This is a genomic window from Sutcliffiella sp. FSL R7-0096 (assembly GCF_038595065.1).
In the GTDB taxonomy this organism is placed as follows: domain Bacteria; phylum Bacillota; class Bacilli; order Bacillales; family Bacillaceae_I; genus Sutcliffiella_A.
On record NZ_CP152003.1, the window covers coordinates 4,878,204 to 4,899,169 of the forward strand.

Annotated in this window: 18 protein-coding genes and 4 tRNA genes; 1 reads left to right on the top strand and 21 read right to left on the bottom strand. The window is 43.2% G+C overall.

The annotated features are described in order from the left end of the window. Positions 1-3 precede the first annotated feature (3 nt). The 18 genes from yycF to MKY77_RS24930 all read right to left on the bottom strand — a co-directional run bounded on the left by yycF (position 4) and on the right by MKY77_RS24930 (position 17,054). Positions 4-705, bottom strand: a complete 702-nt coding sequence (yycF, locus tag MKY77_RS24845) for a response regulator YycF (protein WP_339148244.1) — start codon at positions 703-705, stop codon at positions 4-6. A gap of 326 nt (positions 706-1,031) precedes the next feature. Then, positions 1,032-2,534 carry a peptidoglycan DD-metalloendopeptidase family protein gene (locus tag MKY77_RS24850; protein ID WP_339148245.1) on the bottom strand — a complete coding sequence of 501 codons (1,503 nt, stop codon included), beginning with the start codon at positions 2,532-2,534 and terminating at the stop codon, positions 1,032-1,034. A gap of 1,235 nt (positions 2,535-3,769) precedes the next feature. Beyond that, positions 3,770-3,842 (bottom strand) — tRNA-Phe (locus tag MKY77_RS24855). Positions 3,843-3,877: 35 nt separating this feature from the next. Beyond that, positions 3,878-3,953: transfer RNA gene (locus tag MKY77_RS24860), tRNA-Asp, on the bottom strand. 15 nt (positions 3,954-3,968) lie between these two features. Next, positions 3,969-4,043: transfer RNA gene (locus tag MKY77_RS24865), tRNA-Glu, on the bottom strand. 18 nt (positions 4,044-4,061) lie between these two features. Continuing rightward, a tRNA-Lys gene (locus MKY77_RS24870) sits at positions 4,062-4,137 on the bottom strand. Positions 4,138-4,478: 341 nt separating this feature from the next. Beyond that, the gene (locus tag MKY77_RS24875; protein ID WP_339148246.1) at positions 4,479-5,768 is read right to left on the bottom strand and encodes an adenylosuccinate synthase; all 1,290 of its coding nucleotides are present in this window, start codon (positions 5,766-5,768) and stop codon (positions 4,479-4,481) included. A gap of 502 nt (positions 5,769-6,270) precedes the next feature. Beyond that, a complete protein-coding gene (gene dnaB, locus MKY77_RS24880) occupies positions 6,271-7,638 on the bottom strand; it encodes a replicative DNA helicase (protein WP_237662600.1) in 1,368 nt (455 codons plus the stop codon). Between the two features lie 307 nt (positions 7,639-7,945). After that, positions 7,946-8,395, bottom strand: a complete 450-nt coding sequence (gene rplI, locus MKY77_RS24885) for a 50S ribosomal protein L9 (protein ID WP_339148247.1) — start codon at positions 8,393-8,395, stop codon at positions 7,946-7,948. Continuing rightward, a complete protein-coding gene (locus MKY77_RS24890) occupies positions 8,392-10,362 on the bottom strand; it encodes a DHH family phosphoesterase (protein WP_339148248.1) in 1,971 nt (656 codons plus the stop codon). Before MKY77_RS24890 ends, rplI begins: the two co-directional genes overlap by 4 nt. A gap of 33 nt (positions 10,363-10,395) precedes the next feature. Next, positions 10,396-11,343, bottom strand: coding sequence for a YybS family protein (locus tag MKY77_RS24895; RefSeq protein WP_339148249.1), 948 nt, complete (start codon positions 11,341-11,343; stop codon positions 10,396-10,398). A gap of 322 nt (positions 11,344-11,665) precedes the next feature. Further along, the gene (gene rpsR, locus MKY77_RS24900) at positions 11,666-11,905 is read right to left on the bottom strand and encodes a 30S ribosomal protein S18 (protein WP_010197852.1); all 240 of its coding nucleotides are present in this window, start codon (positions 11,903-11,905) and stop codon (positions 11,666-11,668) included. Between the two features lie 70 nt (positions 11,906-11,975). Then, the gene (gene ssb, locus MKY77_RS24905) at positions 11,976-12,491 is read right to left on the bottom strand and encodes a single-stranded DNA-binding protein (RefSeq protein ID WP_237662596.1); all 516 of its coding nucleotides are present in this window, start codon (positions 12,489-12,491) and stop codon (positions 11,976-11,978) included. Positions 12,492-12,536: 45 nt separating this feature from the next. Continuing rightward, the gene (gene rpsF, locus MKY77_RS24910; RefSeq protein ID WP_237662595.1) at positions 12,537-12,827 is read right to left on the bottom strand and encodes a 30S ribosomal protein S6; all 291 of its coding nucleotides are present in this window, start codon (positions 12,825-12,827) and stop codon (positions 12,537-12,539) included. A gap of 391 nt (positions 12,828-13,218) precedes the next feature. Next, a complete protein-coding gene (gene ychF / locus MKY77_RS24915; RefSeq protein ID WP_226683773.1) occupies positions 13,219-14,319 on the bottom strand; it encodes a redox-regulated ATPase YchF in 1,101 nt (366 codons plus the stop codon). A 474-nt stretch (positions 14,320-14,793) separates the two neighbouring features. Continuing rightward, entirely contained in the window at positions 14,794-14,991 is a 198-nt protein-coding gene (locus tag MKY77_RS24920) for a DUF951 domain-containing protein (protein ID WP_339148250.1), read from the bottom strand. Between the two features lie 54 nt (positions 14,992-15,045). Beyond that, a complete protein-coding gene (locus MKY77_RS24925) occupies positions 15,046-15,930 on the bottom strand; it encodes a mechanosensitive ion channel family protein (protein WP_339148251.1) in 885 nt (294 codons plus the stop codon). Between the two features lie 107 nt (positions 15,931-16,037). Beyond that, positions 16,038-17,054, bottom strand: a complete 1,017-nt coding sequence (locus MKY77_RS24930) for a hypothetical protein (protein ID WP_339148252.1) — start codon at positions 17,052-17,054, stop codon at positions 16,038-16,040. Positions 17,055-17,152: 98 nt separating this feature from the next. Between MKY77_RS24930 and yyaC the strand changes: the two genes are divergently transcribed. Beyond that, on the top strand, positions 17,153-17,788 hold the full coding sequence (yyaC, locus tag MKY77_RS24935) for a spore protease YyaC (protein ID WP_237662591.1): 636 nt from the start codon (positions 17,153-17,155) through the stop codon (positions 17,786-17,788). Positions 17,789-18,052: 264 nt separating this feature from the next. Here the strand turns inward: yyaC and MKY77_RS24940 are convergent, their stop codons facing one another. From MKY77_RS24940 to MKY77_RS24950, 3 genes are all read right to left on the bottom strand, one after another. Then, positions 18,053-18,760 (bottom strand): DUF554 domain-containing protein, encoded by a 708-nt coding sequence (locus tag MKY77_RS24940; protein WP_339148253.1) that lies wholly within the window; start codon positions 18,758-18,760, stop codon positions 18,053-18,055. Between the two features lie 321 nt (positions 18,761-19,081). Beyond that, positions 19,082-19,933 carry a ParB/RepB/Spo0J family partition protein gene (locus tag MKY77_RS24945; RefSeq protein ID WP_339148254.1) on the bottom strand — a complete coding sequence of 284 codons (852 nt, stop codon included), beginning with the start codon at positions 19,931-19,933 and terminating at the stop codon, positions 19,082-19,084. Then, positions 19,926-20,687: an AAA family ATPase gene (locus MKY77_RS24950; RefSeq protein WP_237662588.1), complete on the bottom strand. Its 762-nt coding sequence runs from the start codon at positions 20,685-20,687 to the stop codon at positions 19,926-19,928. The genes MKY77_RS24945 and MKY77_RS24950 overlap by 8 nt, the downstream gene beginning before the upstream one ends. Between the last annotated feature and the right edge of the window lie 279 nt (positions 20,688-20,966).

Sequence of the window (20,966 nt, forward strand, 5' to 3'; positions counted from 1 at the left end):
ATATTATTCCTGCTCGGTTTGTCGCAGGTAATAGCCAACTCCTCTTCTTGTAACTATCCATGTCGGATGACTTGGATTATCCTCAATTTTTTCACGTAGGCGACGTACCGTTACGTCCACGGTTCTCACATCTCCATAATAATCGTAACCCCAAACCGTCTGCAGGAGATGCTCACGTGTCATTACTTGTCCAATGTGCTTGGCAAGGTAATGAAGTAATTCAAACTCACGGTGCGTCAACTCGATCATGTCTCCACGTTTTGTCACCATATATGCATCAGGATGGATGACAAGGGAACCAATCGAGATTTCCGTCGGTTCTTCCGTGTCAGCAGCCTTTTGCTGGTGACGGCGCAGGTTTGCCTTCACACGTGCAATCAACTCCCGTGTGCTGAATGGCTTCGTCACATAGTCATCGGCACCAAGCTCAAGCCCGAGTACCTTATCAATTTCGGAATCCTTTGCTGTCAGCATGATGATTGGCATTTCATATTTTTTACGGACTTCCCTGCATACTTCCATGCCGTCTCTTTGCGGTAACATGATATCAAGTAAAATTAAATCTGGACGCACTTCCTCTACCTTATTGACCGCTTCTTCGCCATCATAGGCACAGTACACTTCATAGCCTTCTTTTTGAAGGTTGAATTTCAATATATCGGCAATTGGTTTCTCGTCGTCTACCACTAATATTTTCTTTTCCATCTGAGTTTCGCTCCTTCAACTTCTATCTATTTATATCATTCAGTATTTACGAAAGCATTATACTATTTACTTTACCATGTAGAGCTTTGTAAAGCATCTATTAAGGGAAAGCTTCATTAACTCCTGTAGATTTCCATTCCATGTGTTCGCTTATCCAGAGGGCGCTATTTGAGCCTCCCCACAACGCTTCAGAGGTCTCAACCTTCCCCTACCTCCCGCCGGAGTCACCACAGCGTGCACTACAATCTACAGGTGGACTTGTAATACTCTTCAGCATATAAAAACCTCTAGCTAACTTTCAGGTTGCTAGAGGTTCGTGTATGTGTTTAGTTGCTTAAATACTGCATTGGATCTTTAAGTTGTCCGTCTTTGTATACTTCAAAGTGTAAGTGGATACCAGTTGACTGACCAGTCGTTCCCATCACACCAATTTTTGATCCACGTGAAACAGTTTCTCCTACTGATACACTCATAGAATCAAGGTGAGCATAAATGGTTTTCATGCCGTTCTGATGGTTGATGACAATCTTATTTCCGTAACCGCCATCCCATCCGGCAGATTCTACAACGCCGTTATCGGCAGCTTTGATCGTTCTGTCACTTGGACGGGCAATGTCGATCCCTTTGTGCATTTTGCCCCAACGGTGCCCCATTTTACTGGAGATATAGCCGCCGACTGCAGGCCATGCAAGTGAGCCGCTCCCACGGGAAGGAATCACTTTTGTTCCTTTTAGAACGATGTGTTTCACAGGCTCTTTCAATGTTTCATCATGCGTTACTTCCGTTTTCATCGTAACGCCGTTTTCCTTCGTCGTAATGGTGCGTACGTTCTTTTCACCATTTACTCCTTGTTGCTTCACTTTCGTTTCTCCCTTAGGAAGTTCTTTGTCTTCAATAACTTCCTGCTCGTAAGGGATTTCTTCATTTTTAGATGCTTCTTCTTTTACCAGTACTTTGAGGTATGGCTTTTTGGCGGACACATTCAATGTTTTTCCTACTGCAAGCAATGAACTCATTTCAATATCTGGATTCAATTTCAATAATTCTTCTGAAGTCAGGTCATGCTTTTCGGCAATATCCCCTAGGGAATCTCCTGCCTGCACTTCATATTTCTTCGCTTCTTTTGTTCCTTTTTTTATCTGTTCAAGAGCTTCTTTAACAGAAACTACATTTTCCGGACTAACATTTTTGTTAGAAAATGAAACTTTTTCCGAGATGGAAACGTCTAATATACGAGACTCATTTTTTTTCAGTTCTGGAAGTTCCTTAACAGGCTCTTCCTCACTTTGCTTTTTCTCTAAAGCTTTTAGGTCTTCCTTGGACACATATTCCAATTTTAGAAGCTCCATTACTTTTTCCGCTTCTTCCTTGTCTTTAAGAAGCACTACTTCTTTTCCGTCAATGGTCAATGCGGACGCACTTGCTTTTATTTCTACCTGCTCGACAACCGCATCTATCGTTTCTTGATTTTCAGCAGATGGTCGGAATACCTTTTCAGGTACGACAGAAACTTGGTTACCAACGGAAAGCTCCAAATCTTTATATTGCTTCTGGACAGAATCAATCTTTTCATTTACCGCTTTATCCAACGCTTGTTTATCGTCCACAGCTCCCACACGCTCACCATTCAGGTACACATGATAAATGGTACCTAGTAGGGAATTTTCACTTGCATGGACAGCCATAGCGCCCAAAGTGATGGTAGAAGCAGCTACAGTCGTTACCATAACTCTTTTTGTAAAAGTAGAAAGACGATTTTTTTGAGATATATGTTTACTATTTTGTTTTTTGGTGTATGTACTATATATACGCTTTAATCGGTTCATCATGGTCTTTATTTCCCCCTGATTTCTTTCCCCGTTCTTAAACAGTTTTTATTTAGGTTTACTAGATTCCTCGATTAGGTCTAATGATACCCATTTAAAATTTCCGACTACTTTACCATACCATATGTCTATCATTCAATAGAATACTAGAACAAAAGATGTAACCTAATTGTATTATTCTTGTCATATTTAGGCGATTCATAGGTTTTTTTCCTTATTTAGGTATGTTTTATGGGTAATTTTACATAGTTTTGGCGATAGCGTTGGTATAAGAGGGGATTTTATCCTTTATTGTTACAGAGGGGTAACATTAATAGAAGATGAAGTGCTTGGGCTTGTGGATTTATGCTTTGTGCCGGCGTGGTTTTTTGGTAATTTTGAAGGGGTTGGGTTTTTTAGGGGCGAGTCGTCATAGTGGGCCTATGCAACCATCAGACACTTATAAAATAGCAGCTCAGTCGTCATAGAGGACCTATGCAACCACCAGATACACAAAAACCAGCAGCTCAGTCGTCATAGAGGGCCTATGCAACCACCAAACACTCAAAAAACAGCTGCTCAGTCGCCATAGAGGGCCTATGCAACCACCAGAACCTCAAATAACAGCTGCTCAGTCGCCATAGAGGGCCTATGCAACCATCAGACACTCATAAAACAGCTGCTCAGTCGCCATAGATGGCCTATGCAACCACCAGAACCTAAAAAACAGCTGCTCAGTCGTCATAGAGGGCCTATGCAACCACCAGAACCTAAAAAAACAGCTGCTCAGTCGTCATAGAGGGCCTATGCAACCACCAGAACCTAAAAAAACAGCTGCTCAGTCGCCATAGAGGGCCTATGCAACCACCAGAACCTAAAAAACAGCTGCTCAGTCGTCATAGAGGGCCTATGCAACCACCAGAACCTAAAAAAACAGCAGCTCAGTCGCCATAGAGGGCCTATGCAACCACCAAACACTCAAAAAACAGCAGCTCAGTCGCCATAGAGGACTTATGTAAACACCAAAATCTCCAAAAGAGAAAGTCAGCCTGCTGCGTAATTCTGCAAATAGGGCCCTTCTATTTAACCTTTGGGGTTACTGGGACGCGCCTCGGGCATATAAGCCATTCTAATTGACCTTTCCTGGGCTAAGAGCGACGCTTCGGGCGAATAGATGTAATGTGGATCAGCCTTTGAACAAAATCCACCTAAACAAAAAAACAGCACATTCACCATAAGATGAACGCGCTGCTTTGAGATGGCTCGGGACGGAATCGAACCGCCGACACATGGATTTTCAGTCCATTGCTCTACCAACTGAGCTACCGAGCCTAACACTCTAAAAAAGAGCTATGAATATGTATAAATGGCGGTCCCGACCGGGATCGAACCGGCGATCTCCTGCGTGACAGGCAGGCATGTTAACCGCTACACCACGGGACCTAAGTAAAAAGAAAATGGTGACCCATACGGGATTCGAACCCGTGTTACCGCCGTGAAAGGGCGGTGTCTTAACCGCTTGACCAATGGGCCTTACTTTTTAAATGAAAATGGTGTGCCATGAAGGACTCGAACCTTCGACCCTCTGATTAAAAGTCAGATGCTCTACCGACTGAGCTAATGGCACCTAAGAACAACTTCGCCTAATGTAACTTTGAATCTCTTTTGACGACGTTTTTAATAATATCATACTATCATTAAATCTTGCAATAACTTTTTTAAAAAAATATTTACTTCTATAAAACTTCCGAAACCCCTTTTATAAAAAATAGAACCCGAAAAATGTAATGAGCACAATTTGGAGCAGTCATTTCAGTAGAAAGTGACTTCATCTGGTGTATGAAGACACTTTGGTGGAGATATATTTCTCTTAAGTGTCTTCATAACCTTAACCAACACCTTTAAAAGCACACAACCATATAAAAAGCCCCTTCAACTAAATACAGGAGAAGGGGCTAACTTTAAATATTACTTCGCATAAACACTGCGTACAACATTTGTCTGAGAGCGATCTGGCCCTACAGAGAAGATAGACAATGGAATGCCTGTAAGCTGGGATACGCGCTCAATGTAATGACGAGCGTTCTCTGGTAGCTCACTCAAGCTTCTAACGCCTGTGATATCTTCTGTCCAACCTGGCATTTCTTCATAAACCGGTTCACACTCAGCAAGCACCTTCAAGCTTGCAGGGAATGCTTCCATCACTTCGCCTTTGTATTTGTATGCTACGCATATCTTCAACGTTTCAATACCAGTTAACACGTCGATGGAATTCAAGGAAAGGTCTGTCATTCCACTTACGCGGCGTGCATGACGTACGACTACACTGTCAAACCAACCAACGCGGCGCGGACGACCTGTAGTGGTACCATACTCTCTTCCCACTTCACGGATTTGGTGACCGATTTCGTTGTCTAGTTCTGTTGGGAATGGACCATCACCAACGCGAGTAGTGTAAGCTTTCGCCACCCCTACAACATGGTCGATTTTTGATGGACCAACACCGGAACCAATCGTTACTCCACCCGCTACAGGGTTGGAAGAGGTTACGAATGGGTATGTCCCTTGGTCGATATCTAGCATAACACCTTGTGCACCTTCGAAAAGAACACGGCGTCCATCGTCAAGCGCATCGTTTAACACAACAGATGTATCTGTTACGTACTTTGAAAATTGCTGACCGTACTCGTAGTACTCATCCAGGATATCTTCTAACTTGAAGCCTTCTGTTTCGTACATTCTTTCTAATAGACGGTTCTTTTCTGCTAAGTTGTGTGCAAGTTTCGCTTCAAAAAGTTCACGGTCAAGCAAGTCCGCAATACGGATACCCACACGAGCTGCTTTGTCCATGTAAGCTGGTCCGATCCCTTTTTTCGTTGTACCGATCTTGTTTGCTCCTTTGCGCTCTTCTTCCACTTCGTCAAGCTTCAAGTGGTAAGGAAGGATCACATGAGCACGATCTGAAATGCGCAGGTTGTCTGTGCTCACACCGCGGTCATGTAAATATTTTAATTCTTTGATCAATGCTTTAGGATCTACAACCATTCCGTTACCGATAACACAAGTCTTGTCGTTATAGAAGATTCCAGAAGGTATTAAGTGTAATTTATATGTTTCACCGTTAAATTTAATTGTGTGTCCTGCGTTGTTACCGCCTTGGTAACGTGCAATAAGCTCTGCATTCTCAGAAAGAAAATCGGTAATTTTCCCTTTTCCTTCGTCTCCCCATTGTGTTCCTACTACGACTACTGATGCCATAGAGCGTACACCTCCACTAAATATGTAACTTTTTTAAATTCATTTTTCAACCAAAGTAAGTTTATCAGCTGACTGCAAGAAAGTCAACCAAAACACGAACAATTATATAAAATCAAAACTAATTTGTTCGTAATTAAGACTAACATCTAAACCTAAATTAACTTAAATACTGCACTTAGCTTGTTGATTTCCGCAAACGGCTTCGCTTATCCAGAGGGCGACCTTGAGCCTCCTCGGACTACGGCCCTGCGGGGTTCTCAAGAATGTCGCTATCCCCCCGCAGGAATCTTCGCCTATTGCTCCAATCAACCAGCTAGAAATTCATAAAAAAGATAAGTTATTGGGTTTTTCAGTGGCCTCCTTCATTGCGGGCCCTTCCATGTCCCTTCCTCTCGCAGAAGTCTTCGCGCCTTCCACTACAATCATCTTGGTTACCGCATCTTGAAGATAACTTAACTCTGTTTAATTAAATAAGGCACCTACATGACGTAGATGCCTTTTATTATGCCCCTGGAGGGACGGATTCATCATCAAATCGCCGCTCCAAGTTAACAAATTTATTATATTCTTTTACGAAAGCCAGTGAAACCGTTCCAACAGGGCCGTTACGCTGTTTTGCCAGGATGATCTCGATAATGTTCTTGTTTTCACTTTCTTTATCGTAATAGTCATCACGGTATAAGAATCCAACAATATCGGCATCCTGCTCAATACTTCCGGATTCACGGATATCGGACATCATCGGACGCTTGTCTTGACGTTGCTCCACCCCACGGGATAGCTGGGACAAGGCGATAACAGGGACTTCAAGTTCCCTTGCCAATGCTTTGAGGGAACGGGAGATTTCGGATACTTCCTGTTGACGGTTCTCTCCGCCTCCACGTCCACTACCCTGGATCAATTGAAGGTAGTCAATCAGGATCATTCCAAGTCCACTTTCCTGTCTTAGACGACGGCACTTGGAGCGAATTTCGCTGACACGTATACCCGGGGTATCATCAATGTAGATACCTGCATTGGAGAGGCTTCCCATAGCCATGGTCAGCTTGCTCCAGTCCTCTGCTGTCAGCTGGCCTGTCCTAAGGTTCTGCGCATTGATGTTTCCTTCTGCACAGAGCATCCTCATGACAAGCTGCTCAGCACCCATCTCCAGACTGAAGATGGCGACATTTTCACGGGCCTTTGTTGCGACGTTTTGGGCAATATTCAAGGCGAATGCCGTTTTACCAACAGAAGGACGGGCAGCGATGATGATCAAGTCATTTCGCTGGAATCCTGCGGTCATTTTATCCAATTCGGTAAAGCCTGTCTCAATCCCCGTCACTTCCCCTTTACGGTTATGAAGGGTTTCAATATTGTCATAGGTTTTTACCAAGACATCTTTTATGTTTTGGAACACACCGGAATTTTTCCGCTGTGACACTTCCAAAATCTGTTTTTCCGCTTCGTTTAATAATCCCGCTACTTCATCTTCCCGACTATATCCTTCTTGGGCAATATTCGTTGCGGTACGGATCAAACGGCGAAGAATGGACTTTTCTTCCACGATCTTCGCGTAATACTCAATGTTCGCTGCAGTTGGCACAGAGCCAGCGATGTCACTCAGGTAAGAAACCCCTCCGACCTCTTCCAAAAGCTTCAGGTTTGCAAGCTCCGATGTGACGGTGACCAAATCTACCGGCTCCCCGCGGTCGGAAAGATTGAGCATGCAGTCATATATCTTCTGATGGGCGGCACGATAAAAGTCATCAGGCATGACAAGCTCCGATGCCAATGTTAGTGAGGACGGCTCTAGAAAAATGGCTCCGATGACCGCCTGTTCCGCTTCTATATTTTGTGGTGGAATTCTATCTTCAAAAATATCACTCATCCCTGTTCCTCCTCCCCGGAAAACCGTTATATCTACTTCCGGCAATGCTCTTTTATCTTTTGGCTCTGTTAAACACCCCTGTTGATTTCCACACTAGGCTTCGCTTTCCTAGGAGCGTTTAGGGGAGCCTCCTCGGCTTACGCGCCTGCGTGGTCTCTCCCCTAAATTCTATCTACCTCAGGAGTCTTCGCCTATTGCTCCAATCAACAGCTAGGTTGCGGCAAAAATCAACCGTATCCTTTAACAGAGCCTATCTTTTAGAAAAGAGCTCTCATAAAGAAAACTCGGCAATAGCCGAGCATCTTTCTTACTTTTGTTCTGTCACATGCACCTTTAAGGTTGCTGTAACGTCTGTATGCAACTTTACTGGCACATTTGTGTAGCCTAAGGCACGAATGGCATCGTTCAGCTCCATTTTGCGCTTATCGATCTTTATTTTATGCTTCTTATGAAGCTCTTCTGCAATTTGTTTGGTGGTGATGCTGCCGAATAGACGGCCGCCTTCCCCAGCCTTTGTATGGAATTCAAGCGTCAGATTTTCCAACGTCGCTTTTAACTCTTTCGCGTTTTCAAGCTCTTGTTCCGCTTCTTTGGCTTCTTTGTTCTTTTGAGCTTCCAATGATTTAAGGTTACCATTAGAAGCTTCCATCGCCAACCCTTGTTTTAGTAGAAAATTATGGGCATAACCATCTGCCACGTTTTTCACTTCGCCTTTTTTGCCTTTACCTTTAACATCTTTTAAAAATATTACCCTCATTCCTTGGAACCTCCTTCTAAGTACTCCGTTATTGCTTGTTTCAGTTTTTCTTCCGCTTCATCGATGGTCGTGTTCATCTGGGTCGCTGCATTGGTCAGGTGACCACCGCCGCCGAGGTTTTCCATCACGACCTGTACATTGATGTCACCGAGCGATCTCGCACTGATGCTGACCTGTTCCCCGTTTCGATGGGCGATGACAAAGGATGTATTGATATCGCTCATTGCAAGGAGGGTATCTGCCGCCTGAGCAATCATGACCTGATCAAACGACTCTTCAGGGATTCCTTTGGCAATGACAATGCCTTCTTGGAAAAGATAGGCGCTCTCAATCAATTTCGCCCGTTTTACAAAGCGTTCCAGATTCTCTTTTAACAATTTTTGTACAAGAATTGTGTCTGCACCTTGGGACCGTAGGTAGGATGCTGCATCAAACGTACGGGAACCGGTTCGGACCGTGAAGCTTTTCGTATCTACTATTATACCAGCTAATAGGGCGGTCGCTTCAAGCATTGTGATTTTGATCCGCTTCGGCTGATATTGCAGAAGCTCTGTTACCAGCTCTGCTGTGGAGGAGGCATATGGCTCCATATAAACAAGCAATGGATCTTCTATAAAGTCTTCTCCACGTCTGTGATGGTCAATGACGACGACATTGTCCATTTTATTTAACAGCTTTTCCTCGATGACAAGGGATGGCTTGTGCGTATCCACCACGACCAGAAGGGTATCACCTGTCGCTATCTCTAAGGCATCCTCCGGTGATATAAATTTTTCCCATAACTCACTATGGCTTTTTAATTCTTCCAACAGGCGGTGAATGCCTGCATCCATTTCCTGTTGGTTCAACACGATATAGGCATCCTTGTGGTTGAGTTCCGCCACCTTGGCGATACCGATTGCCGCGCCAAGTGCATCCATATCTGGATAGCGATGTCCCATAATGATGACCTTGTCACTACCTTGGATCAATTCCTTCAGTGCATGGGAAATGACGCGTGCACGTACACGAGTGCGTTTTTCCATCGGATTGGTTTTGCCTCCATAAAAGCGAACCTTTCCGTTTGTCTGCTTGATCGCCACCTGGTCCCCACCACGACCTAATGCCAAGTCAAGGCTTGATTGGGCAAGGTGCCCAAGCTCCGGTAAGGAAGGAACCCCCGTGCCGATACCAACACTTAAGGTTAAAGGCATGCTTTGTTTGGATGTTTGCTCACGTACTTCATCTAAAATAGAGAACTTGTTCTTTTCCAATTGAACAAGAATATGTTCATTCAGCACGACAATAAATCGCTCCATGGACGTTCTTTTCAGAAAGACGCCATTTTCCATGGACCACTTATTGATAATAGAGGTTACCTGACTGTTGATCGCACTTTTAGTCTGATCATCCATTCCCTGTGTCACTTCATCATAATTATCAAGGAAGATGATGCCGAGGACCGTACGCTCATCCTCATATAACTTCTCGATATGAGTTTGTTCCGTAATATCAAAAAAGTAAATGAGACGCTCCGCTTTTTTGATGACCACTTTATACTTTCGATCATGTAAGGGAATGGTTTCTGTTTCGATATCCTGCTTCAAAAGAGGAATCAAGTTCTCCCCAACATCATATAAAGACCTTCCCACCAAAGTTTCCTCATGAAAACAGGAAGCAAGAAAAGGGTTGGTCCATTCGATTTGATAATCATCATTATAAAGCATGATCCCAATCGGCATTTCCATTAACGCTTCTTCCCCAACCTTTTTTAACCGGTAGGAAAGGGTGGATATATACGATTCCATTTCTTTTTTAGCCTTTTGTTCCACTTTGATGTAAAGATATACAACCAAGCCTAGGAGCAGAAAGCTGACAATCCCTATTTGCCATTGGAAAAACACGATTATCCCAAGTTGAATCAGTGCAATTATAAAAAGTAAATAAACGGGATAACGCAAATTCAGTTTTTCAAAATAATTAGGCATGTGTGTTCAGCTCCTAATTAATAGTTTCGCTAGTTATTTTCCTTTATTATTGCCCTGTATTCTCTCTCTCAATTGAAAGCCGATATCTACTATTCCTATCATTCTTATTATATAGACCAAAGGTGGGATAAGGAAGGATAAAATTAGGATTGTAATCGGCACCGCCTTTGATATTCCTTTTTTATAACAAAAGAAGAAAATGAACGAAAATCCTTGCACCGTCATCAGTAGCATCAGGATAAACGAAAGGTTAAGTACCGCCATATATAAGGTAGATCCCTCTTCCGGCTGCATGAGGGACAAAATCAATACAATCAAATAATACCAAAGCAAGCTTCTTGGCAGCATCAATTCCCTGAATGGAGGGAAAGGTGTCACCTGCATCTTCAACCTCCGCACAATAAAAACAGTGAAGAGCTGAGAGAAAAAGGCATGCACAAATGAAGTAAGCACAAACATGGCCGGCAAAAGATAGGTGGAATAGCCTAGGTACTCCTCCATTCTTTCAAGACCCTCTTGTGCATTCTCCTGTCCAAGAGAAGTGGCGATGGATTCTGATGCTTGCATCGACTCTCTGATCATCCCCTGCAATACTTCCATGAAATCAATGTTAAAAAGAACGATAGCAACAACGTATGCCAGAATATAATTGATTAAGTAAACCCCGGTAGCAGCGCCTAGAATAGCATAACGGTTAGCTTTGTTTCCGATGAGGTGTCCCATCACGACACCGACCGTGCTGGCTGGAATACTCAACACCAAGGCCAATGGCGATCCAAGCAGAACGCTTAAAAGGCCGGCGACCACAGTGAGCCAGATCCCTGATTTCCAACCGTTTCTGGCGGTGAACACGACAAATGGGACAACCATCGCTAGGAGGGTAATCATGCCCAGAAATGGAATATAGAGTGTGATGAGCAGTAGCAGCACGTAAATGCCAAGCAGTGTGGCTCCTTCAGTTATATGTTTGGTTTCTTTCACTATATAAACCTCCAAGAACGCTTAGTTACACAATATGTATAGTTTATCCTTAAGATTCTATTACAATCAAATGTTATGTTGGATGATATCGTAAACTCCCTGTTGTCCTTCGTTCCAGGTGTTCGCTTTCCGCGGGACGGTGGTTGAGCCTCCTCGGCTTCGCCTGCGGGGTCTCAACCAACCGTTACTCCCCCGCAGGAGTCTCACACCTTGCACTTTTGACAACAGGGTAGAACTTTATGATTATTTTTAAACGACTAGCAAAAAGGAAGGCAGCAAGATATTCTCTCACTGCCTTCCTTTTTACTTTTATTCGGCTTTATTACTCACCAGATACGTATGGTAGTAATGCCATTTGACGAGCGCGTTTGATCGCGATCGTTAATTTACGTTGGTATTTAGCGCTAGTTCCTGTTACACGACGAGGTAAAATTTTACCACGCTCAGAAACGAACTTTTTCAATACATCCGTATCTTTGTAATCGATATGAGTGATACCGTTAGCTGTGAAATAACAAACCTTACGACGTTTGTTACGTCCACCTCTGCGTCCTCCTGCCATTTTATTCACCTCTTCTTTTTTAGATTTTTCGGCTTATACAGCCATTTTTATAAAACGATACCTTCTAGAATTAGAACGGTAAATCGTCGTCGGATATATCAATTGGTTGGCCATCATTCTTGAATGGGTCGTCATCAACACGAGTATAACCTTGGTTGTTGTTATTGCTGCGCTGTTGGTTCTGATCATACCCAAAGTTAGGTGATGAACCATAGCCTTGATTTTGATTTGGATTAGGACGAGATGCATTTCCAGAACCTCCGGATCCCTTAGGCTCCAAGAACTGAACACTTTCTGCCACTATTTCCGTTACGTATACACGTTTTCCATCTTGGCCTTCATAATTGCGTGTCTGCACACGGCCATCCACACCAGCGAGGCTTCCTTTTTTCAGGAAGTTTGCTGCGTTTTCGGCTTGTTTTCTCCAGACAACACAGTTAATAAAATCAGCTTCGCGTTCGCCCTGCTGATTCTGGAACGTACGGTTTACTGCCAATGTAAAAGTAGCAACCGCCACTCCACTTGGGGTATAGCGCAATTCAGGGTCTTTGGTCAAGCGACCGACCAATACTACGCGATTTAACATCAGAACCACTCCTCCTTGAGACGACGTCCATAAAGAGGACAACTATTATTTTTCTTCTTTTTTCACAACGATATGACGGATGATGTCTTCGCTGATTTTAGCAAGACGATCAAACTCTTGAACTGCAGCTGGCTCAGCAGCTACGTTTACTAGCATATAGTAGCCGTCACGGAAATCATTGATTTCGTAAGCTAAGCGGCGTTTGCCCCACTCTTTTGATTCACTAAGATCTGCACCGTTGTCAGTTAGGATCGTATTGAAACGTTCTGTAAGAGCTTTTTTAGCGTCTTCCTCAATGTTTGGACGGATGATATACATGATTTCGTACTTGTTCATCACAGTCACCTCCTTTTGGTCTAAGCGGCCCTTGGTGGGCAAGGAGCAATCAATTATAAATAATCATTACTCACAAATTAAGATTATACCAGATGAGCCGATTTTTTGCAACATGTCCTAGTTGTTTGGTTTTGATGTAGGATTTTGGGGTTGGAGTAGTTTCCGTTGAGGCATAATTTGAGTTTGGCATGAACTCATACGATTTTGGCATGAACTCGAGGCATTTCGGCATCAGCCTTCATTTTGGCACGAACTTTTAATATTTGTTGCTTTCCAGAAGAAATCACATACTGCTTTTAATGTAGATAACCACCTTTTACAAGGAACTGCCACGAAACTTTATCCAAAAACACAAAAAAGAGAGGGAAAATTCCCCTCTCCATAAACAATTTTATACGTTAAAACGGAAGTGGATGACATCTCCGTCTTTTACGATGTATTCTTTCCCTTCTAGACGGACTTTCCCTGCTTCTTTTGCAGCTGTATGAGAGCCTGCTGCAAGTAAGTCCTCATAGGAAACCGTTTCTGCACGGATGAATCCGCGTTCGAAGTCGGTATGGATGACTCCAGCACATTGTGGAGCTTTCATGCCTGTACGGAATGTCCATGCGCGAACTTCCTGTACTCCTGCAGTGAAATAGGTTGCAAGACCAAGCAAGTTGTAGGCAGCACGGATCAGTTGATCTAGACCAGATTCTTTAATGCCAAGCTCTTCTAGGAACATTGCTTTTTCGTCCGCATCTAGTTCCACAATTTCAGACTCGATTTTCGCACAAACTGTGATGACTTCTGCATTGTCTTTTGCAGCAAATTCACGAACTTGTTGCACGTATTCGTTGTCGGAAGTGTCTGCTACATCGTCTTCCCCAACATTTGCTACATAAAGGACAGGCTTGCTCGTTAGTAGATGCATGCCTTTTAAGTATTTCACTTGCTCGTCCGTTACTTCCACCGTACGTGCAGGAAGCTCATTTTCAAGCGCTTCTTTCACTAGCACAAGCACTTCATGCTCATAGACCGCTTCTTTATCTTTTTGCTTCGCCAATTTGGCTACACGCTCAAGACGCTTATCAACTGATTCCAGGTCGGCTAAAATAAGCTCAAGGTTGATGGTCTCGATATCATCGATTGGATTCACCCCACCGGATACATGGGTGATATTGTCATCAGCAAAACAACGAACCACATGACAAATGGCGTCCACTTGACGGATGTGGGACAAGAACTTGTTACCAAGGCCCTCCCCTTTGCTTGCACCTTTTACGATTCCGGCAATATCGGTAAATTCAAAGTGAGTTGGTACAGTCTTCTTTGGATTTACAAGTTCTGTTAATTTTTGCAGACGCTCATCTGGAACATCTACGATTCCTACGTTCGGATCTATGGTACAGAACGGGTAGTTGGCAGATTCCGCCCCCGCTTGTGTAATTGCATTAAAAAGCGTTGATTTCCCTACGTTTGGAAGACCAACGATACCTGCTGTTAAAGCCATTTTATCCACTCCTAACTTCCGTTAACACATATTTAAACCTCCCACAATTATAGAGAGAATGGGAGGAAAAGACAAGTTTATTTGAATTCCAGCAAATCTATGTCATCACAAGACAAAAGTTGTCAAAAGTTAAGGGTTTACTAGTCTTTACGAAGAATTTAGACGTTGCTGAATGCAAATGTCCGAGTTTTTAGGTTTTTGTCCGAAGTTTCGACGAAGTTGTCAGAAGTTTTGGTGTTCTTGTCCAAAGATTTTAAAAAGTTGTCCGAAAGTTGTCCGAACGAAATTTTCAAAAGGCCGAAACTCGTTAATAGTTGTCCGAACGAAGCTTGAAATTGTCCGAACACAAGCTTTTTTAAGTGTTTAATTGTCCAAACCAACCAAAAGAATGTCCAAAAGTTTTTTAAAAGCAAAAAAAACCTTTTTCTGATTCATTTCTCGCAACTTTTCTAGTTTTCCGCTTATAGGGAGAGCTTACTCTTCACTTTTCACCAATATCTTCTTTATTTTTCTGGTGAATTCTTTGCGTGGCATGAGGACGGTGTGGTCGCAGCCTTCGCATTTTATGCGGATATCCATCCCCATCCGGACTACTTTCCATCTATTTGTTCCGCATGGGTGCGCTTTTTTCATTTCCACCACATCATTCAATCCGAATTCTTTATCTGTCATTATTTCTACACTCCCTACTAATGAATAGCAAAAATCTTCAAGAAAAGAGCCTCCTTAATTGGAAACATGCCCTTCTCCCTTTGGCTCACGGTTATATAATACAAGTCGTGGAAACGGAATTTCAATACCCGCTTCATCCAGTCGGTTCTTGACTTCTTTCCTTATGGAACGCCCAATGAACCAATGTCTCATCGGCACCGTCTCACACACAATCCTTAGTACCACTTCAGAATTCCCGAGTGTCTGGATGCCCAACAACTCTGGTGGTTCTGTCATATCCGCGTACTTTACCGGCAGCTCGGATAGAAGCTCCCGGATCACGCGTTCCGCTTCATCTATTTTTCCTTCATAGGCAATGCTTACATCTACCACCGCCACACTATTATGAATGGAGAAGTTCGTTAATTCTACAATACTGCCATTGGGCAATATATGCAATTCCCCTGTCCAACTTTTTATCTTGGTTGTCCGCAGGCCGATTTCCTCTACATACCCCTCGAAAGACCCGGTCCTGATATAATCCCCGATAGAGAATTGGTCTTCAAATATAATGAAAAAACCTGTAATGATATCCTTGACCAGGTTTTGTGCCCCAAAACCAACTGCAAGCCCGACAATCCCGGCACCGGCTAAAAGGGCCCTGACATCAATATGGACAATATCCAGGATCATGATAAAGGCCACAAAACACACCACATACGTTAACACATTTTGAAGAAGCTTCAACAAAGTACTTTCTCTTCGTTCCGATATGCGGATGGGACCTTTTTTCCGAAGCTTCACGAAGTTTTGGATAAGCTTTTTTCCGACTTTTATGACAAGCGTCGCGAAAAGGATAATAAGAAAAACCCGAAGCATTCCTTCTCCTATCGAGACCCATAAATCTTCATTTGTTAAAGAAGCTCTCAGTTTAATTAGTACACGGTTTAACCATTCCATTTCCATCCTACCTCGACACTTTTATTGGTTTGCTTTTAGATTCTCCAAGAAATTATTATTTTACTAAAATAAATACGGTGTCAGTTCCGAAAAGTCAGGTATAAACCTCACCAGTTTTCCCGATTTTTAATCGGATAAAGTAGGATGCAAACTAGCAGATAGAGGTTGATAAGACCAAATAGCGGGTAAAGTATTGCTACAAGGACGGAAAAGCCTACCGCGGTAAAGGGAACCATCAATAGGATAAATAGCAGACAAAGAGTCCAAAGCGGGATCGGCATGGTATTCCTGAATCTGGTGACAAGTCCGAGCAGACCTGAAGCAGCAGTGGTATAGATGGCGATCCAAAGCAGGATGGTCATCAGAAAAAGCATATAAAAAGGGTAGCTTTGTATAATGGCAAACAACGGAATTTCAAATAGAGCGAGCTTACTTTCTACCGAAATGAGTGTTTGGTTGTAAAAGAGCGAGATGACCCCTAATATGCCCCCGCTTCCAACACTTGCAACGATAATTTCACCTTTGCTTTTCACTTCTTTTCCAATAGCCGACAAGACAGCGACCAGCGGCAGGATATTGAGCGCCGTAAAGGTGAATCCAGCCGGCCAATTGCTTTGTTTGGAAAAAGAAGAGGTGACCTCCTGCGTACCGTTCATGACACTATGGACCAATACAAAAGCCAACGTCAAGACAATAACGGGAATGATGACAACATTTACCATCACCATCCCTTTGACATCGTACACAAATAATAAGATCAGCAGAAGGCAAATGATGGCAATCCCAGCCCAATACGGGACGGAGAAGACTTGCAAGGCCGCTCCACCCCCTGCAAGCATGACTACTGTGGTAGTAAATAGATAGATCACCATGATGATGTTATATAAATGAGACACCTTCTCACCAACCAGCTTTTGAAGAACCGGAGAAAAGTGCTCCGTACGCTCCCTCATGCTGATTTGGAGGATAACATAGCAAGAAATGATAAAGAAAAAGGTAAATAAGAGAATAGCCAGTCCGCTTTCTGTGCCAAAAAATTGCCAAAGCTCACGGCCAGAGGCATACCCTGCACCAATCACCGTTCCCAAAATTAAAAACATCCAGCGAAACCCGCTTTTCCACATAAAAAGTAACCTCCTGAATGTCCAAAATAAAAAAGTGGACGTATAGTTTCCAAACAATAGTCGTATACTGTTACTACTATTAAGAAGGAGTGGAACCTATGAATCTTAAATCTAATTTTTTCGAGAAGAAGGGAGGCAATATTCGTATTGCTCATGATGAAGTAGATGCCTATAAAGAACTGGCACTCACTTTACAATCCCACCTTCCTACAAGTCTTATATACCGTCCCATTGTCATTGTCTGCATCGGTACAGATCGTTCAACTGGGGATTCCCTGGGACCACTCGTCGGGACAAAGCTTTTTGATAAAAACCTCGAGCATGTTCATGTATATGGCACGCTGGATGATCCTATTCATGCCGTCAATTTGGAAGAGAAACTTGCTTACATTCAAACAAAGCATTTGACGCCCTTTATCATTGCCATCGACGCATGCCTTGGCAGGTTAAAGAGTGTCGGTCAGATCACGATTGCAGATGGACCCGTCATGCCTGGGGCTGGGGTGAAAAAAGACTTGCCTCCTGTTGGGGATATTCATATCACGGGGATTGTGAACGTTAGTGGGTTTATGGAGTTCTTTGTACTGCAAAATACAAGGCTTAGCCTAGTAATGAAAATGGCAAATGTAGTGGCAAACTCCATACAGGAGCTCGATAAATCCATTGAGCGAAAGAATTTTATCGCTTCTGCCGCAAGAGAACAGGAGCCGCCATTTATTCAAGCCCAGGAATAAAAAGCAACAACTTTTAGAAAGGCTCTTTTCTCAAAGAGTGTTGCTATTTACTTGTAAAAAGTCGGCAATTGGACTTTTTACTGCTTTCATAGTCTAAAAGGTGCAAGTAGTTTCTTAATTACGGTAGGGAAAAGAGCACGACAGTAAGGAAAATAACGGTTGATGTATCCATACGAAAAAGCAACAAAGTTTACGAAAAGAGCCTTTAGAAAAGAGCATAAAAAAAGACCAACCCTGAACGGTCAGTCTTCAAAAAAACCTAATTTAAAGCATAAAGAAATATTGAACAAGCACTAATCCTGCTGCCACAAGGATTCCTGGAAGCAGATTGGCCACTCGGATCGCAGAAATGCCGATAATATTGAGGCCAATCGCCATGATCATGACGCCCCCGGTAGCGGTAATTTCATAGATTAGTAACTCCAGCAAAGCCGGCGGTACAAATAAATCAATTTGTGTTGCAAAAAGAGCAATGCCCCCTTGATAGAGCATAACGGGGATAGCAGAGAACAACACACCGATTCCCAGAGTTGTAGCAAGCACAATGCTGGTAAAACCATCAATGATTGATTTGGTATAAAGAACCTGATGGTCCCCTCTGAGCCCACTATCCAAGGAACCGACAACTGACATTGCTCCGATAACAAAAATAAGCGTCGCCGTGACAAATCCCTTTGATACAGAGCCCTGCTGATTAGACCCCAGCCGGCGTTCAAGCCAATTGCCCACGCTGTTCAATTTTCCATCCAGATTGATCCACTCGCCAAGGACAGCCCCTACAACAAGGCTGATAATGACAATCAGAAATTCATTACTTTTAAAACCCATTTGCGTCCCAAGGAGAAATACCGCAAGACCGATGACTTTCATGACCGTCTCTTTTGTATTTTCGGGAATCCGGGTGAACAACTTCCCGAGGAGTGTTCCCAGAATAATGCATATACCATTTACAATGGTTCCTAATAAAACCACTTCAAAGCCCCATTTCTCTTAACCTATTGTGATCCAATAGATGTTTTCTATGTTATAAGGGCCCGTACCCGGCACGGGGCAACGAGGCCCACTAGTTATACTTTAAGTTTGACCGTTCCTTTTCGCTGCAGTCACTCGCTTTCCGCGGGGCGGTGCTTGATCCTCCTCACTAATTGCGGGGTCTCAACCTACCGCTACCTCCCGCCGGAGTCGAGTGCCTTCCGCTCCAATCCACTCATTTGTCTAAATGGTTTCAATAAGCAACAAACCTGGCGAAAAGAGCCATCCAAAAAAGCAAACCACCGCTAAGTGGTCTGCTTTTTATTCTTCTGATTGAGCCAATAATTCCAGCAGTCTGTTCAAATCATCATCAGAGAAAAACTCGATTTCAATTTTCCCTTTGTTTTTTGAACGTTTGATAAACACTGAGGTGCCAAAACGCTCCCGTAGGAAGGACTCTTGATCTTGAAGAAAGATATCCTTTTCTTCCGAGTCTTTTTTCGTTTCACGTGGAACGCTCTCGTTTAACTGCTGGATGAGTTGTTCCAACTGCCGCACATTCAAATGTTCTTGCAATACTTTCTCAATGACTGCTTTAAGTTTTTCTTTCCTTTTAAGTCCGAGTAGTGCCCGGCCGTGACCCATGGAAAGCTTGCCATCGTTCATCAGTTCCTGTACAGATTTCGGAAGAGATAATAAACGGATATGGTTGGCAATATGCGGTCTGGATTTACCGAGCCTGCTTGCCAATTGTTCCTGAGTCAGCTCGAGCTTCGCCATAAGCGATTGGTATGCGGCTGCCTCTTCAATAGGTGTAAGGTCCTCACGTTGCAGATTCTCAAGGAGGGCTAGCTCCATCATCTGCTGTTCCGTCAGGGTGCGGACCACTACTGGAACTTTCGTTAATTTTGCCTCTTTCGCAGCTCGGAAACGACGTTCTCCCACCACAATTTCATAGCCTTTGATACTTTTGCGCACTATGATAGGCTGAAGGATCCCATGCTGGAGGATCGATTCTTTCAGTTCCTGGATCGCTTCCGTTTCAAAGTATTTTCGTGGCTGATAGGGGTTGGGACGAATTTCTTTAATAGCGATTTCTTGAACGGCTTCTTCCTTGGAAGCTTCAATAGAAGGGAAGAGAGCGTTAATGCCTTTACCTAATCCTTTACCCATGCGTAACCACTTCCTTTGCTAAATCTAAGTAAACTTCCGCTCCACGTGACTTCGGATCATAAATGATAATAGGTTCTCCATGGCTTGGCGCTTCACTCAAACGAACATTGCGAGGAATAATGGTCCGATACACTTTATCTTGGAAATACTTTTTCACTTCTTCAATCACTTGGATGCCCAGATTCGTTCTTGCATCAAGCATCGTTAAAAGGACCCCATCAATCATCAGTTCCTTATTCAGATGCTTTTGTACTAATCGTACAGTATTTAATAATTGGCTTAATCCTTCCAACGCGTAATATTCGCACTGTACAGGAATGACAACAGCATCAGAAGCGGTCAGAGCGTTGATCGTCAACAATCCTAAAGATGGGGGACAATCTATGATTATGTAATCAAATAGATGCTTTACATCATCCAATGCCCTTTTTAATCGCACTTCCCTTGAAATAGTGGGAACTAATTCAATCTCAGCACCTGCCAGTTGTATGGTTGCAGGGATGATAGAAAGGTTCTCAACCTTGGTGGGAAGAATCGCCTTTTTGGCTTCTACATCCTCTACTAAAATATCATAAATGCACTGATTGACTTCTGCTTTTTCAATACCAACACCACTAGTGGCGTTTCCCTGTGGGTCTACATCTACTAAAAGTACTTTTTTACCAATATATGCTAAACAAGCACCTAGATTAACAGATGTAGTTGTTTTTCCAACTCCACCTTTTTGGTTAGCAATAGCAATAATTCTGCCCATGCCGTCACCTGCCTTCAGAAAAGAACATACTTTTTATTCGTTGGTTCTGGGTTACCCCGTTGTTGATTTCCGCACTGGGCTTCGCTTTCCTAGGGGGCGGTGCTTGAGCTCCCTCACAACGCTTCAGGGTCTCAACCTACCGCTATCTCTTAGAAATCTTCGCCCTGTGGTCCAATCAACAGCTAGAAACTATGTTTAAGTTTAATAATTAGTTTTAACTGAGTTTTCGTTTCTCACCTATTTTATCATGAATTGACAGAAAGTTAACTTGTTTTTGAG